The sequence below is a fragment of the Bradyrhizobium agreste genome, assembly GCF_016031625.1.
Lineage (GTDB): Bacteria > Pseudomonadota > Alphaproteobacteria > Rhizobiales > Xanthobacteraceae > Bradyrhizobium > Bradyrhizobium agreste.
In genome coordinates this window covers 123552-137927 of the sequence record NZ_JACCHP010000012.1, presented here as the reverse complement: position 1 = coordinate 137927, position 14376 = coordinate 123552, and the positions used below count along the sequence as shown (strand labels likewise).

Genomic DNA, 14376 nt, shown 5'->3' with positions numbered 1-14376 from the left:
GCAGCCGGCATAAGATTGGCTACCCGGCACCGCCGGGGGCCCAAACGAACAACAGGGAGAGACTATGCGCACCTTGGCGATCGCCGTGTCCATCGCGGCTCTGGCACTTGGCTTGACCTGGCCGGCACTGGCCCAATCACCGATCATCATCAAATTCAGCCACGTCGTCGCCACCGACACGCCGAAGGGCAAGGGCGCGGAGAAATTCAAGGAGCTTGCGGAGAAGTATACCGGCGGCAAGGTGAAGGTCGAGGTCTATCCGAACTCGACGCTCTACAAGGACAAGGAAGAGCTCGAGGCGCTGCAGCTCGGCAGTGTGCAGATGCTGGCGCCGTCCAACTCCAAGTTCGGGCCGCTCGGCATCCGCGAGTTCGAGGTATTCGATCTGCCGTATATCCTCCCTGACATCAAGACGCTGCGGAGGGTGACGGGAGGGCCGCTCGGCACCAAGCTGCTCAAGCTGCTCGAGCCTAAGGGCATCACCGGCCTTGCCTATTGGGACAACGGCTTCAAGCAGATGAGCGCGAACAAGAAGCTGATCACGCCCGCGGACTACCAGGGCGTCAAATTCCGCATCCAGTCCTCGCGCGTGCTGCAGGCCCAGTTCAAGGCGCTCGGCTCGCTGCCGCAGGTCATGGCATTCTCGGAAGTGTACCAGGCGCTGCAGACCGGCGTCGTGGACGGCCAGGAGAACACCTGGTCGAACATCTATACCCAGAAGATGCACGAGGTGCAGAAGTACATCACCGAGACCAATCACGGCTACATCGGCTATGTCGTGATCGTGAACAAGAAGTTCTGGGACGATCTGCCCGCCGACATCCGCGACCAGCTGACCAAGGCGATGAAGGAAGCGACCGACTTCAGCAACGCACAGTCGCAGAAGGAGAACGACGACGCGCTCGCCGAGATCAAGAAGAGCGGTAAGAGCGAGATCATCAAGCTCACGGCCGAGCAGGACGAGGCGATGCGCAAGGCGATGGAGCCGGTCTACAAGGATGCCGCCGGCCGCGTCGGCCAGGCGCTGATCGACGAGTTCCTGAAGGAAGCCAAGAGCACGACGAACTGACCGCCACGGGCGGCCAAGGAGGGGCTTCCGCGCACCGCACGGAAGCCCCTTTTTGCTGCAAATCATTTCGGTTTGCATCTGAACGGGCATTCACGGCGGTTACATCCCTGAAAAGAGCGCGCTTCCTGTCCAAGTTGTAAGTTGCGCCTCAGCCTCCTCGCGCTCATCCTTACGGGCATCCTTCCGGAGGAGGTCAGGATGAAGAAATTCACCATCGCCGCCATTGCCGTGCTCAGCATCGCCGGCTCGGGCGCGGTCTATGCCCAATTTCATCGCCCGTGGATGGAGCACGTCCGCCATATCCGCATGAACCCCGAGGACCGTGCCGCCTTCGTCGATGCGCGGATCGCCGCCGTCCATGCCGGCTTGAAGCTCAACGCCGAACAGGAGAAGCTGTGGCCGCCGGTCGAGGCGGCGGTGCGGGAGTTCGCCAAGCTGCGCATCGACCGTGCCAATGCGCGGATGAATGCCGGGCCGGGAGACGCGTCGCGGGATTCCGACAGGCCGGACGATCCGATCGCCCGCCTGCGCCAGCGGGCCGAGGACATGGGCGCCAGCTCCGCCGCCCTGAAAAAGATCGCCGATGCCGCCGATCCGCTCTACAAGACCCTCGACGAGGGCCAGAAGCGGCGCCTCGCCGTGCTGACCCGGCACCGCGGCCCGTTCGGCGGCGGCGAGGACGGCCCGCGCCACCACCATTTCATGGAGCGCATGGACCGCATGATGGAACGGGGCATGGACCACTTCCACCATGACCGCTTCGACCGTGACGGCGGTCCCGACCGGGACCGGGAGGGCCGGCTCTGAATGGACCGGTTCTCGCGCCGTGAACCCTGGCGAAGCCGCTGGAATCCAGCGGCTTTTCGCATTTCCGAGCCTGTGGACGAGACCTTGGAAAACTTGCGTCCGATCGCTTGCCAGACCCGGATCGCTTTGCTAAACGACCGGCCTCGCAAGGCCTTGACCGCCTTTCGGGCGCATAGCTCAGTTGGTAGAGCAGCTGACTCTTAATCAGCGGGTCCCAGGTTCGAGCCCTGGTGCGCCCACCAAGCAAATCAAGCACTTACAGCAGTGCGCGTCAGAACGGACCATTCGGTTTGACGTCCGGTTTGAGAAATCTGTTCATTATCCGTACGCCGATGGCGGGATGGCTGCGCGTCACCGCAGCGGCTAGCTTGTTTCCGCGGCGGCGTGGAGCACTCTCTCACGCAGGAGCTTGGGCGACCGAGGACGCCTTCACCTGGAATCGATTCACATCCCAATCTGTTGTTCCTGCCCGTACACTTCGCTCAGCTTTTTGATCGCTGACTCCGCGAGTTCGAGCCGGCCACCCAGGTAGTGCGCGTCCAGGATCTCCTGCACGGTCTTCATCGAGTGGCCGGTGATCGAGGCGATCTCCGGCACCGAGCAGTTGGATAGCGCGAGACGCGTAACAGCAGTGCCGCGCAAATCATGGAAGTGCAGGTCCTTCAAGGACGTTTTCTTAAAGGCCTTGTCCCAGCTCGTCCTGAAGCCGTCCTCCGTCCAGGGCCGTCCGAACGAATTGACCAAAATAGTCACTGCAGAGCGCTTTTCCTTGAGCGCAGCATCAAGCGCTCCCTTAAGCGGCGGCCCTACCGGTATGGTTACACGGCGCCTGCCCTTGCTGCCGCGTCCCTTAGACTGACGCATCCGGATGTACGTGCCATCGTAGTCCTTCCAAGTTAGGCGCAGCAGGTCCCCTTGGCGCTGGCCCGTCCACAGTGCAAGCAGTAGAGCGGCCTGCAGCTCAACGGACGCAACGCTGCAGAAGGCCCGGATGTCCTCGGCGCTCCACACGATCTCCGATCGGTCAGAGTCGTAAAGCCGCCCGCCGCGCTCGCAAACGTTCACTGCGATCTTGCCGCGATCTTTCGCAACGGACAGAACACGCGCAATCGTTGTCCAAACGTAGTCCGCCTTGCGCGGCGTATCGGAGAATGAATCACGAAACTCTTTGAAGTCACCCCTCGCGCGCTTGTCTTCGAGAGCGCCGATTGGCATCGATCCAAACTTGGCCTCGACGAGCTTGAGATATCCATCGTAAGCGCGCTTACTCTTGTCGCCGAGATCTTTGTACTCGCTACAGTCCTTGAAGTAGTCAATGAGCGAGCTAAACGTCTCGGCATTCTTCGTTGTGTACGACGACGCTGCTTCGTTGTAGAGGCGCATAAACTCCGGTGTGCCGGGTTCCGCGTCAATGCGCGGGCCTCCTTTCCAAGCGTACCAGTAGGTCTTCGATGTACCGTCAGCGAGCTTTTTTATGGACCAGTTGATCCCTTTCAGCCGCACTCGCATTCTGGGAAGCCTTCCATGCGTCGTATGGTGTTAGTTGAGCTTCAATCTTAGGCTGTAAACCAGATAGCCGGTCAAGGGCCGCGTCAATAGCTTTTCTATCCCATTTGCGTGTTCCGGGAATCGGTTTAGGCATAATTCCGCGTCGAATCCATTCGTTGAACGCCGAAAGCGACTCGCAGCCAGCGTAAGCCGCAGCTTGTTTTTTCGAAATGCCACGGGGCTCGGTCACACTGTGCTCCACTGCTGTGAATGGCGCCGTATTTCGATCAAACCCGAAAATGCGGCCGAACAAAGAGTGTGGGATCGGCTGTCGTATGTTCGGCCAGCCTGGCGTGGAATTCGGTCAGTGTGCGCGCATGATCACGGACTTGGCTGTGGAAAATGATGCGGCACGCGGCAAGAGTGAAGGCCCTCGAAATCTGGACAAGCTTCCAAAAGATTATGAAGCACTGCTTTTCGGAGTTTTGTGCCCGCGTCTGATCAGCGTCGCGCGCGGCGTTCTTGGTGTTGAGCTGCTTTGGTCTCGATCGCTGGTCCTGTGGTGCTGGCGCACGAGCGCGGGCGGTTTACAGGTCTGAGGATCGAGTGCAACCTGAAATTACACCTGATACCCCTCTTCGCCTTGCTGATGCCGTGAAGATCGCGTTTCCTTTAGGAGGAATGACGGTCGCGGGTTTGCGTCGTGAGCGCGATCGTAATCGATTGGTTATCGAGAAGGTTGCTGGCAAGGATTTTACAACGCTGGCTCATATCGAACGGATGCGAGAGCTATGCCGCGAAGAAGCAAGGGGGCCCGACTTCAGCTCAAGGCCGCCCGCCGAAACAAGGGCGGGAAGATCAGCCACCAGGCAACCTGGATCATCAGAGACAACGGCCGGGATGTCAGCACAGGCTGCGCTGCAAATGAGATTGCGGCCGCGGAGCAAAAGCTAAGAGACTACATAGACTCTAAACACACCCCAAAGCGACGAATTCGCCACATAGACGATATCGCTATTGCGGATGTCCTCTCGATTTATTTGGACGCGCAGTTGGACAAGCTTCGGGGCCGTTTCAATGTCGATAGCGAGAGCGAAGATACCATCCCCGATATCCGCAAGTTCAAGAAGCGGATCGAACGGTTGAACGAGTGGGGGGGAGCAAAAATGCTGGGCGAGGTAAATGGGGAGGCATGTCGCTCGTACGCCAAGAAGCGCGGCAAAAGGGGAGGCGCGCGCAGAGACCTGGAAGACCTCCGCGCTGCCATCGGTCACCATGCAGCCGAGGGATATCATCGGGAAATCGTGAAGGTGTCGCTGCCGGAGAAGGGGCAACCGCGAGACAAGTGGCTGACGCGCAGCGATGCGGCCAAATTGGTTTGGACCTGCTGGCGCTATCGCGAAATGCAAAAAGGCTCGCGCCGTCCGATGGAGGACGTGAAGGTCCCCACAAGCAAGCGTCCCCTTCGCCATCTTGCGCGGTTCATTTTGTTGGGCATCTACAGCGGAACCCGTGCGGGAGCTATTGCAGCCGCGTCTCCCATTCCGGCGATCGGTCGCTCCTATGTAGACCTGGAGCGCGGCCGCTACTACCGTCTGAAACAGGGCAGCGCCAAAACCAACAAGCGGCAACCGACGGTGCCAATCCCCTTTCGCTTGCTAGCTCATCTGCGGCGCTGGCACCGGATTGATCCAGAGGCGAAGCATTTCGTCGAGTACAACGGAAGGCCCATCACCTCGGTCAAAACGGCGTTCAAGAGTGCTGTGAGGCTTGCAGGGCTTGGTCCGGGCATCTCGCCTCACACTCTGCGCCACACGGCGGCTACTTGGCTGATGCAGAGAGGGGCAGATCCTTGGCAGGCGGCAGGCTATCTCGGAATGTCGCTTGAGGTTCTGCTCAACACGTACGGCCATCACCATCCCGACTATTTGTCCGACGCCGTCGAGAAAATCGCCAAGCGCGATCCCGCCGGCGAACGAAAAGGGGTCGTATCTGGTGCGGTTTCTGGTGCGGTGATTCCGATCAGACGAAACGGGGTCTGATAAGTTGCTGATTCTATTGGTGGGCCCGGCAGGACTCGAACCTGCAACCAGACCGTTATGAGCGGCCGGCTCTAACCATTGAGCTACAGGCCCCGCCGCGAGGCGGCCGCTTCATGAGCGGCCAGCAACGGTGCGCGGTTCGTTTACAGGGCCTGAGGCGGGGGTGCAATGCTGGCTCTCGCGGGCGGGAACGCCGTCACGGCATCATGGGACATTTGCGAATAACCGAAATTTTCCGATGTTGCCTGTATAACCCTGTTTTGCCCGACGAAGCAAACGGCCTTTGCGGAGCTCCGTCTGTTTTTTGGGGCTAGGTAACCCATTGAAATCACTGGCCTCGTCTACTGTGCATGGGGTTGTTTTCGCACTTTTTGTTTGAGAGGGCCTGTCGGCCCCCTCGAATGTCGTGCGGGCTCGGCGGCGGGGCCGCCGCCCTAGTCCACCGAGACCCCGGCGAACTCGACCACCTTGCGCCACTTCTCGGTTTCGTCCGCGACCAGCTTGCCGAACTCGGCCGGCGTCATCGGCTTGGGCAGGCCGCCGACTTCGGTGAGCCGCGCCACCAGCTTCGGGTCCTTCAGCGCCTCGCCGACGGCCTTGTTGAGGATCTCGATCACCTCGTTTGGGGTGCCCTTCGGCGCGGAGATGCCGTAGAAGCCGACCGATTCGAAGCCCGGCACGGTCTCGGCGATCGCGGGCACGTCGGGCACGCTCGGCCAGCGCTGCGGCGAGGTCACCCCAAGCGCGCGGACGTTGCCGCCCTTCACCTGCTCCATCGCCGAGGGCAGGTTGTCGAAGATCAGCTGCACCTTGTTGGAGATGATGTCGGGGAAGGCGACCGCCGAGCCGCGATAGGGCACGTGCACCATGTCGCACTTCGTCATCGCCTTGAACAGCTCGGCCGACATGTGCACCGAGGTGCCGTTGCCGGAGGAGGCGTAGGTGATCTTGCCGGGATTGGCCTTGCAATAATCGATGAACTCCTGGACCGTCTTCGGCGGAAACGCGTTGGAGACGACCAGCATGTTGGTGAGCTGCATGATGCTGGCCACCGGCACAGTGTCGCGCAGGAAGTCGAACGGCAGCTTCTTGTAGAGCGAGGTCGAGATCGCGTTGTTGGGCGCGACGAACAGCAGCGTGTAGCCGTCCGGCGGCGAGCTGATCGCGGCCGCGGCGGCGATGTTGCCGCCCGAGCCGGTGCGGTTCTCGACGATGAATTGCTGGCCGAACCGGTCCGACAGCCACTGCGCCATGATCCGCGCCACGATGTCGACCGGCCCGCCCGCGGAAAAGCCGATCAGCCAGTGCACGGGGCGGTCGGGATAGGCGGCGGAGGCGGGAGGGGTGGCGCTGAAAAGACCGAAGAGGACGGCGAGGCCGAAAACACCGTGACGCAAAATTCGCAACATGACACCTCCCGTTGTTCTATTGTCGTTGCGCGGCATGCTTTCACAAAAACGCCTCGCTGCCTACATCGCCGCAAGTCGCGAATGGCGAGTTGCGAATAGCGAATGGAATCGGATCCCATTCGCCATTCCCCATTCGCCACTCGCCAATCTCACTTCTTCACCATCGCACACGCCGGGTCCGGCGGGCCGAACGCCTTGTCGCCGGAGATGGTCGTCAGGATCTTGTAATAGTCCCACGGATATTTGCTCTCCTCCGGCGTCTTCACCTGCACCAGCCAGAGGTCGTGCACCATCAGATTGTCCTCGCGAAGCTTGCCGTTGCGGGCGAAGAAATCCTCGATCGGCTTCTCGCGCATCTTGGCGGCCACCTTCAGCGGATCGTCGGTGCCGGTCTCCTTGATGGCGTTGAGATAATGCATCACGCTGGAATAGACGCCGGCCTGCCACATCGTCGGCATCCGGTTCATCTTCGCGAAATAGCGCTTCGACCATTCGCGGGTCTTGTCGTCCATGTCCCAGTAGAATGAGGTGGTGAGCAGCAGGCCTTGCGCCGCCTGCAGGCCGAGGCCGTGGATGTCGGTGATCAGCGCCAGCAGCGCCGCCATCTGCTGGCCGCCCTTGAACACGCCGAATTCGGCGCCGGTCTTGATCTCGTTCATGTTGTTGGGGGGACCTGCGGCAATGCCGATGATCTTGGCCTTGGAGGCCTGCGCCTGCAGCACGAAGGAGGAGAGGTCCGGCGTTGCCAGCGGCGGCCGCACCGAGCCCAGCACCTTGCCGCCATTGGCGGTGACGACGGCGGAGGCGTCGCGCTCCAGCGAATGGCCGAAGGCGTAGTCGTCGGTGATGAAGAACCAGCTGTCGCCGCCGCGCTTGACCACGGCGTCCGCGGTGCCGACCGCGAGCGCGCGGGTGTCGAACACCCATTGGATGGCGTAGGGCGAACAGAACTTGCCGTGGAAATCCGCGGTGCCGGTGGAGTGGGTGATGAACAGCCGCTTCTTCTCGTTGGCGATGTTCTGCACCGCGAGCCCGACCGCCGAGACCGGCACGTCGACGATCAGGTCGACCTGCTCGACATCGAACCAGCGCCGCGCCAGCGAAGCGCCGATGTCGGCCTTGAGCTGGTGGTCGCCGACCACGACGCTGATCGGCTTGCCCAGCACCTTGCCGCCGAAATCGTCGATCGCCATTTGCGCCGCGGTCACCGAGCCCTGGCCGGTCGGCGCCGAGGCCGGGCCGTTCATATCGGTGAGCACGCCGATCTTGACGACGTCGTCGGAAACTTGCGCCGACGCCGCGCCGGACAGCAGGGCCGCCAGCAAGGCGGCCGCGACCCGCACTCCAAATCCGATTGGGTTCACGTTTCTCCTCCCCTGATCCGGCTCGTTGGCCGGTGTTGCTTGTTCCGGGTATGGCCCGGCCGAATTGGTTTCTTTTGCAACTATGAGGGGGCTGGCGTCAATGTCAGGCTGCGAAGCGGATCAGTCCTGCAGGGGAGGCATCGTAGCCGGTCAGCTCCTCCGCGCGCTGGCGCAGCCGCCGCTCGTTCAGAAAGCGGAGCAAGGCCTGCATGGCGGGGCGGAAATAGCTGCGCTGCCGCATCGCAAGATCGAAATTCTCCCAGACCAGCGGCACGAAATCGAGACCGGCCGAGCGCGCCGCCGCGCGCGTCGCGATGCCGCAATCGGCCTCGCCGGCGCGAACCAGCTCGGCGAGATCCGGGCCGGTCAGCGCCGGCGTCTCGATCCGGCGCAAGTCCCGCATCGAGGCGCCCGCGCGCTTCAGCAGCACGTCGAGCAGCATCTGCGCGCCCGTGCCCTGTTGCCGCATCGCCATCCGGGCGCCGGTTGCGAGCACGTCGGTCAGGCCGTGCAGGTGCTTGGGATTGCCGTGTGGCAGCACGAGACCTTCTTCGCGGCGCACGAACGCGACCAGCACCGCATCATGCAGGTCCGGCGTGGTCCGCAGCGCTTCGATACTGGCATCGCCGGCGAGATTGTCGGCGGCGTCCAAGGCGTGGAAGTGCACCGCGGCCGCCATCACCTCATTGCGCTGCAGGCGCTCGAGCCCGCGCGCGCTGCCCTCGCTCATCGATCCGAGCCCCGAGCCGGACTCGCGCAAACTCCAAACGAGCAGTTCGTCCTGGCTGCCGCCGACCACCGGCGGCGGCTCAGCGATCAGCATTCCGGAGGGGCGCGCGAGGCCCGACAGGACCCAGAGGTCGAGCTCGTGCCGTGGGAAGAGCCATTTCCCCGTCACCTTGCTGCAGGGGATCGCACCGGTGGTGACGAGCTCGTAAAGCTTGCGTTCGCCGAGCCGAAGGTAGTCGGCGGCTTCGCTGGTGGTCAGGAATTCCATCCTGCATTCCTATGCAAATTCTTGCTTCTTTTTGACTTCCGACGCAGGTGGAATTCTGCATTTCAGATTTTTGTCGCGGGGAACCATGCCCGATCATCTCGCTGCTTTGCAACACATCCGCACGCGCGATTTCCGCTTTGGTGAACGATCCTGAAGAGATCGCGCGCGGTGCGTCTCGACGAAGTTGCCGAAATTTCCCGGCCGGCAGTGCAAAATCGCGTCACGAGTGCGGCGCAATCGATCATCATCATTGATCGCGTCACACCTGAGGGAACCCGATCATGGGCCGCCTGTCCGTTGCACTTGCGCTTCTGTGCGGCCTTGCCGCGAGCGTTGCGGCTTCGTCCGCGGAGGACCGCAGCATCGTCCTCGCCTCGACGACGGCGACGCAGGAGTCCGGCCTGCTCGACTATCTGCTGCCGATCTTCCGCGACAGGACCGGCATCGACGTCACCGTGATCGCGCGGCGCGCCGACGAGGTGCTCGATGGAGCGCGGCGGGGCGAGGTCGACGTCGTGCTGATGCACGCGCGGCCTCAGGAGGAGAAGTTCGTTGCCGACGGCTTTGGCGTGAAGCGCTACGACGTGATGTATAGCGACTATGTGCTGATCGGGCCGAAGAGCGATCTCGCGGGCGTGAAGGGCAAGGACATCGCGACGGCGCTGAAGGCGATCGAAGCCAAGGGCTCCCCGTTCGTGACGCGCGGCGATCGGTCGGGCACTCATGCCGCGGAGCTCGCGCTTTGGATCGTCGCCGGCATCGACATTGCCGGCGCCAAGGGCGCCTGGTATCGCGAGGCCGGGCCCGGCATGGCCGCGGCGCTCGAGGCCGCGCGCGCCGCCAATGCCTATGTGCTGGCGGATCGCGGCAGCTGGGTCGCCTTCGTCGATCGCGGCGATCTCGACATCGTCGTCGAAGGCGACCGGCGGCTGCTCAACCAATATGGCGTGATGCTGGTGAACCCTGCGAAGTTCCCGAACGTGAAGAAGGACCTCGCGCAGACCTTCGTCGACTGGCTGACCTCGCCGGAGGGGCAGGCGGCGATCGCCGGCTACAAGGTGGACGGGCAGCAATTGTTCTTCCCCAATTCGGACCGGTCGGGCGGCTGAAGCCGGCACCGCCGGCGGTTGCCAAACCGGACGATGCATGGTCCTCATGGCGCATGACCCAGCGCCTGCCACCCTCGCTCACGCCGCTCGACACCGCGCTCGCCGCGCTGCTGCGCGGCGTTGATCCCGTCGCGCCGGTGGAGGTGAAGCTGGCGGACGCCATCGGCTGCATCGCGGCGGGTGCGCCGCCGCTTGCCGCCTCTCCTTCGCGCGACATTGCGGCGGTGGACGGTTGGGCGCTCTCTGCCAACGATCTCGTCGGGGCGTCCGCTTACGCGCCTGTGCAGCTGGCAATGGCCCCCACATGGGTCGAGGCGGGCGAGGCGATGCCGGCGGGGTGCGACTGCGTGCTCGATGCCGACGCCGTGGAAACCTCGGGGCCGCTTGCTCAGGTGCTCGCAGAGGGCGCGCCGGGGCAGGGTGTCAGGCGCGCCGGCAGCGACATTGCCGCGCGCATGGCCGTGGCGGCCGCGGGCCGTCCCATCGGCGCGGCGGACCTGCTGCTGGCGCGCGTGGCGGGCGTGGAGAAACTTGCCGTGAGGCGGCCGCGGCTGCGCATCATCGATGTGCCGAGTGGAACGGTCACGGCGCAGACGATTGCTGGGATCGCGCACGCAGCGGGACTGGATGTGGAAACGCGCCGGGCGCGTGCGCGCGATGAAGCGTCGATTGCCGATGCGCTAGATGCGTCCTCCTGCGATGTTCTGCTGACCATCGGCGGGAGCGGCGTCGGCCGCCAGGACGCCGCCATCGCGGCCCTCGCCCGGCGCGGCGAGGTGATGGCGCACGGCCTTGCGCTCCAGCCCGGACGCACCGCCGCGGTCGGCCGGCTGGGGCGGGTTCCCGTCATCGCCTTGCCCGGCTCGCCCGATCATGCGCTTGCAACTTGGCTTGTACTCGTGCTGCCGCTCGTCGACCGTCTGTCGGCGCGTCGACCGCGTCGAAAGGTGTCGCTGCCGCTTGCGCGAAAAATCGCCTCCAGCGTCGGCGTCACGGAGATCGCTTTGCTGGCTGAGGAACATCGTGCCTGGATGCCGCTTGCCGTGGGCGAATGGCCGCTTCAGGCCATCGCCCGTGCGGACGCATGGCTGCTCATTTCCGCCAGCGACGAGGGATTTGCGGCAGGTACGTCGATCGATGCGTATCTGATGCGGGCGTGATAAGGGTTCTGGCATGACGATGATCCCGAAGCCACCGGACCGCAGCGCGATCGAGCAGGAGCAGTTCCTCAAGGTCCTGACGCGCGAGGAGGCCTTGGCGCGCTTCGAGGCGGCCTTGTTCCCGCGCGCGCGCTGCACCGAAACGCGCAAGCTCGCAGCCGCGCTGGGCGCTGTCCTCGCCGGAGATATCACGGCGCCGATCGACGTGCCGCCGTTCGACCGCTCCAATGTCGACGGCTTTGCCGTGCGCTCCGCAGACCTTGCGGCAGCCGGCGAGGGCGCGCCCGTGCGCCTTGCACTGAATAGCGAGACCATTCATTGCGGGACCGCGCCGACGCTGCAGGTGGCGGCCGGAACCGCAACGACGATCGCCACCGGAGGTCCATTGCCGCGCGGCGCCGATGCCGTGGTCATGGTCGAGCACACCCAGCCGGCCGGCCAGGATGCCATCGATGTCCGTCGCGCCGTCTCGCCGGGGCAATTCGTCTCGTATGCCGGCTCCGACATCGCGCGCGGCGAGGCGCTGCTGCGCGCCGGCACCATCATCGGCTCGCGTGAGATCGGCATGCTGGCGGCTTGCGGCATCCCCGAGGTGAATGTCGCGCGCAGACCGCGGGTTGCCGTGATCTCCACCGGCGACGAACTGGTGCAGCCCGGCCAAGTGCTCGCGCCTGCCGAGATCTACGATACCAACGGCGCCATCGTCGCGGCAGCGATCGACGAAAACGGTGGCGAGGCCGCCTTCGTCGGCGCCGTTCCGGACGACGAAGCCAGGCTCGAAACCGCCATGCGCAACGCGCTTGCGGAAGCCGACATGCTGGTGCTCTCGGGCGGCACCTCGAAAGGCGCGGGCGACCTCTCTCATCGCATCATCGGCCGGCTCGGCGCACCCGGCATCATTGCGCATGGCGTCGCGCTCAAGCCCGGCAAGCCGTTGTGCCTTGCGGTGTGCGACGGCAAGCCGGTCGTGATCCTACCGGGCTTTCCGACCTCGGCGATGTTTACCTTCCACGACATGATCGTGCCGGTGCTGCGCAGGATGGCCGGACTGCCGCCGCGCTCCGATGCCAAGGTGAACGCGACCGTGCCGGTGCGCATCGCCTCCGAGCTCGGCCGCACCGAATTCGTCATGGTTTCGCTGGTCCAGGGCAGGGAGGGCCTCATCGCCTATCCCTCCGGCAAGGGCTCTGGTGCGATCACGTCCTTTGCCCAGGCGGACGGCTTTCTGCGCATCGACGCACTGGCCGACCAGATGCCGGCCGGGACCGAGACCGAGGTGACGCTGTTCACGCCGCATGTACGCGTGCCCGATCTCGTCATCGTCGGCAGCCATTGCACCGGCCTCGATCTCGTCACGGCACAGCTCGCGCATGCTGGTCTCACCGTGCGCTCGATCGCGGTCGGCAGCCTCGGAGGATTGGCGGCGGCAAAGCGTGGCGAATGCGATCTCGCCCCGATCCATCTGTTTGACGATCGCAGCGAGACCTACAACACGCCCTATCTCGTCGAAGGACTCGAACTCGTCGCCGGCTGGCGGCGGATGCAGGGCATCGTCTTCCGCAAGGGCGACAAACGTTTCGAGGGCCTGAGCGCAAAGGATGCCGTTGCCGCAGCGCTCGCCGACCCCGCCTGCATCATGGTCAACCGCAACCAGGGCGCCGGCACGCGCATCCTGATCGATCGGCTGCTCGGCGGCGCGCGTCCGGAAGGCTACTGGAACCAGCCGCGTTCCCACAATGCGGTGGCGGCGGCCGTCGCGCAGCACCGCGCCGATTGGGGCATGACTATCGCCCCGGTCGCCCACGCCGTCGGCCTGGATTTCATTCCGCTGGCCGAAGAGCATTACGATTTCGCGCTGGTGACCGCGCGCAAAGAACGTCCGGGCGTGCGGGCCTTTCTCGATGCGCTGGGCTCGCACGCAGCGCGCGCCGCACTCGAGCGCGCGGGTTTCCGGCCTGCATAGATATCAGCTGATCTACGGTTGCGACGCCTGATCGGTGGCGCTGGGGGCCTGATCGGATTGCTCGCGCTTGCGCTCCCGTTCCTCGGCCTCGGCCAGCGCACGCTGCGCGGGGGCCGGCAACGGCTTCGGGTCGGGCGGGACCTCGACGAGGTCAGGCTTGCTCAGCTGCTTCGTGCGATCGATCACATCCGAAACATCGAGCGCGAGATCGACGACATCGAAAACGACATCCAAGAGAGAGTCGGCCATGGTTCATCCCGGCGGCAACGTACCAATTATTGGTCGCTCCCGTGCTCGGTCGGGTTCACGGCCAACAGCTCGGCGCACCGGCTTAAGAGGCGTCATCCAGCGCCGCCAGCCGTTCGGCCTCGGCAATGTCCTCGACCGTGTTGGCATTGAAGAACGGATCGAGCGGCTCGCTCGGCCAGGTCACCGTCGCGAGCGGATAGCGCGCGGTCCAGCGGTCGATCTTGCGGAGGTCTTCGGCCACGAGCGCGTGGCGCAGCTCCGCGCGCAAGGCGACGCGCCACAGGCCGATCACCGGATGTGACTGCGCGCCTGATGCGGCGACCGCAAGCTGCGCGTTCTCGCGGCTCCGCGCCTCATGCAGGCGCGCGACGAGGTCGCGCGGCAGGAACGGGCAGTCGCCGGCGGCGCTGAGCACCCATTCGATCTCCGGCCGGTTCGCCGCGGCCCAGTCGAGCGCGGCGAGGATGCCGGCGAGGGGACCGGGGAAGCCGGGCACATCATCGGCGACCACCTGCAAGCCGAACGCGGCAAAGCGGGCGGGATCGCCGTTGGCGTTGAGGATCAGCCCGCTGCACTGGGGCGAAAGGCGCGCGATCACGCGTTCCAGAATGGTGCGGCCGCCGATGGTGCGCATCGGCTTGTCGCCGCCGCCCATGCGCCGCGCGAGCCCGCCGGCAAGCAGCACCCCAAGAGTCGGCGGAACACGCGCCGCGGACATG

At 64.3% G+C, this 14376-nt stretch carries 14 protein-coding genes and 2 tRNA genes; 8 read left to right on the top strand and 8 right to left on the bottom strand.

The annotated features are described in order from the left end of the window. The first annotated feature begins 64 nt into the window (after positions 1-64). The 3 genes from HZZ13_RS19840 to HZZ13_RS19830 all read left to right on the top strand — a co-directional run bounded on the left by HZZ13_RS19840 (position 65) and on the right by HZZ13_RS19830 (position 2118). Entirely contained in the window at positions 65-1069 is a 1005-nt protein-coding gene (locus HZZ13_RS19840) for a TRAP transporter substrate-binding protein (RefSeq protein WP_197961220.1), read from the top strand. A gap of 198 nt (positions 1070-1267) precedes the next feature. Continuing rightward, positions 1268-1876, top strand: coding sequence for a Spy/CpxP family protein refolding chaperone (locus HZZ13_RS19835; protein ID WP_197961219.1), 609 nt, complete (start codon positions 1268-1270; stop codon positions 1874-1876). 166 nt (positions 1877-2042) lie between these two features. Further along, positions 2043-2118, top strand: a tRNA-Lys gene (locus tag HZZ13_RS19830). Positions 2119-2320: 202 nt separating this feature from the next. Here HZZ13_RS19830 and HZZ13_RS19825 read toward each other — a convergent pair. Then, on the bottom strand, positions 2321-3259 hold the full coding sequence (locus HZZ13_RS19825) for a tyrosine-type recombinase/integrase (protein ID WP_246504486.1): 939 nt from the start codon (positions 3257-3259) through the stop codon (positions 2321-2323). A 76-nt stretch (positions 3260-3335) separates the two neighbouring features. Then, complete coding sequence (locus HZZ13_RS19820; protein ID WP_197961217.1) at positions 3336-3614, bottom strand: helix-turn-helix transcriptional regulator; 279 nt, start codon at positions 3612-3614, stop codon at positions 3336-3338. Positions 3615-3699: 85 nt separating this feature from the next. Here HZZ13_RS19820 and HZZ13_RS19815 point away from each other — a divergent pair, with 85 nt between their 5' ends. Together HZZ13_RS19815 and HZZ13_RS19810 are read left to right on the top strand one after the other, a co-directional pair. Further along, positions 3700-3963, top strand: coding sequence for a hypothetical protein (locus HZZ13_RS19815; protein ID WP_197961216.1), 264 nt, complete (start codon positions 3700-3702; stop codon positions 3961-3963). Positions 3964-4155: 192 nt separating this feature from the next. After that, positions 4156-5406: a tyrosine-type recombinase/integrase gene (locus HZZ13_RS19810; RefSeq protein ID WP_197961215.1), complete on the top strand. Its 1251-nt coding sequence runs from the start codon at positions 4156-4158 to the stop codon at positions 5404-5406. Between the two features lie 17 nt (positions 5407-5423). Here the strand turns inward: HZZ13_RS19810 and HZZ13_RS19805 are convergent. The 4 genes from HZZ13_RS19805 to HZZ13_RS19790 all read right to left on the bottom strand — a co-directional run bounded on the left by HZZ13_RS19805 (position 5424) and on the right by HZZ13_RS19790 (position 9176). Continuing rightward, positions 5424-5499 (bottom strand) — tRNA-Ile (locus HZZ13_RS19805). A 341-nt stretch (positions 5500-5840) separates the two neighbouring features. Next, entirely contained in the window at positions 5841-6815 is a 975-nt protein-coding gene (locus tag HZZ13_RS19800; protein WP_197961214.1) for a Bug family tripartite tricarboxylate transporter substrate binding protein, read from the bottom strand. Between the two features lie 149 nt (positions 6816-6964). Next, on the bottom strand, positions 6965-8179 hold the full coding sequence (locus HZZ13_RS19795) for an ABC transporter substrate-binding protein (RefSeq protein WP_197961213.1): 1215 nt from the start codon (positions 8177-8179) through the stop codon (positions 6965-6967). Between the two features lie 103 nt (positions 8180-8282). Further along, positions 8283-9176, bottom strand: a complete 894-nt coding sequence (locus HZZ13_RS19790) for a substrate-binding domain-containing protein (RefSeq protein WP_197961212.1) — start codon at positions 9174-9176, stop codon at positions 8283-8285. A 281-nt stretch (positions 9177-9457) separates the two neighbouring features. On the opposite strand from HZZ13_RS19790, the gene HZZ13_RS19785 reads away from it, so the two are divergent. The 3 genes from HZZ13_RS19785 to HZZ13_RS19775 are packed head-to-tail and all read left to right on the top strand — an operon-like array spanning position 9458 to position 13408. Beyond that, positions 9458-10285, top strand: coding sequence for an ABC transporter substrate-binding protein (locus tag HZZ13_RS19785; RefSeq protein WP_197961211.1), 828 nt, complete (start codon positions 9458-9460; stop codon positions 10283-10285). Between the two features lie 53 nt (positions 10286-10338). Next, the gene (locus HZZ13_RS19780; RefSeq protein WP_197961210.1) at positions 10339-11445 is read left to right on the top strand and encodes a molybdopterin-binding protein; all 1107 of its coding nucleotides are present in this window, start codon (positions 10339-10341) and stop codon (positions 11443-11445) included. A 13-nt stretch (positions 11446-11458) separates the two neighbouring features. Continuing rightward, complete coding sequence (locus HZZ13_RS19775; protein ID WP_197961209.1) at positions 11459-13408, top strand: molybdopterin biosynthesis protein; 1950 nt, start codon at positions 11459-11461, stop codon at positions 13406-13408. 12 nt (positions 13409-13420) lie between these two features. On the opposite strand, the gene HZZ13_RS19770 is transcribed toward HZZ13_RS19775, so the two are convergent. Continuing rightward, positions 13421-13657 carry a hypothetical protein gene (locus HZZ13_RS19770; protein ID WP_197961208.1) on the bottom strand — a complete coding sequence of 79 codons (237 nt, stop codon included), beginning with the start codon at positions 13655-13657 and terminating at the stop codon, positions 13421-13423. A gap of 82 nt (positions 13658-13739) precedes the next feature. After that, on the bottom strand, positions 13740-14375 hold the full coding sequence (mobA, locus tag HZZ13_RS19765) for a molybdenum cofactor guanylyltransferase MobA (RefSeq protein WP_197961296.1): 636 nt from the start codon (positions 14373-14375) through the stop codon (positions 13740-13742). Position 14376: the final 1 nt, after the last annotated feature.

Bases quoted from the DNA above. Each gene is read 5' to 3' on its own strand.
- HZZ13_RS19840 (WP_197961220.1), top strand. From the start codon at position 65: ATGCGCACCTTGGCGATCGCCGTGTCCATCGCGGCTCTGGCACTTGGC.
- HZZ13_RS19835 (WP_197961219.1), top strand. From the start codon at position 1,268: ATGAAGAAATTCACCATCGCCGCCATTGCCGTGCTCAGCATCGCCGGC.
- HZZ13_RS19825 (WP_246504486.1), bottom strand. From the start codon at position 3,259: ATGCGCCTCTACAACGAAGCAGCGTCGTCGTACACAACGAAGAATGCC.
- HZZ13_RS19815 (WP_197961216.1), top strand. From the start codon at position 3,700: ATGTTCGGCCAGCCTGGCGTGGAATTCGGTCAGTGTGCGCGCATGATC.
- HZZ13_RS19810 (WP_197961215.1), top strand. From the start codon at position 4,156: ATGCCGCGAAGAAGCAAGGGGGCCCGACTTCAGCTCAAGGCCGCCCGC.
- HZZ13_RS19800 (WP_197961214.1), bottom strand. From the start codon at position 6,815: ATGTTGCGAATTTTGCGTCACGGTGTTTTCGGCCTCGCCGTCCTCTTC.
- HZZ13_RS19790 (WP_197961212.1), bottom strand. From the start codon at position 9,176: ATGGAATTCCTGACCACCAGCGAAGCCGCCGACTACCTTCGGCTCGGC.
- HZZ13_RS19785 (WP_197961211.1), top strand. From the start codon at position 9,458: ATGGGCCGCCTGTCCGTTGCACTTGCGCTTCTGTGCGGCCTTGCCGCG.
- HZZ13_RS19780 (WP_197961210.1), top strand. From the start codon at position 10,339: ATGACCCAGCGCCTGCCACCCTCGCTCACGCCGCTCGACACCGCGCTC.
- HZZ13_RS19775 (WP_197961209.1), top strand. From the start codon at position 11,459: ATGACGATGATCCCGAAGCCACCGGACCGCAGCGCGATCGAGCAGGAG.
- HZZ13_RS19770 (WP_197961208.1), bottom strand. From the start codon at position 13,657: ATGGCCGACTCTCTCTTGGATGTCGTTTTCGATGTCGTCGATCTCGCG.
- mobA (WP_197961296.1), bottom strand. From the start codon at position 14,375: ATGTCCGCGGCGCGTGTTCCGCCGACTCTTGGGGTGCTGCTTGCCGGC.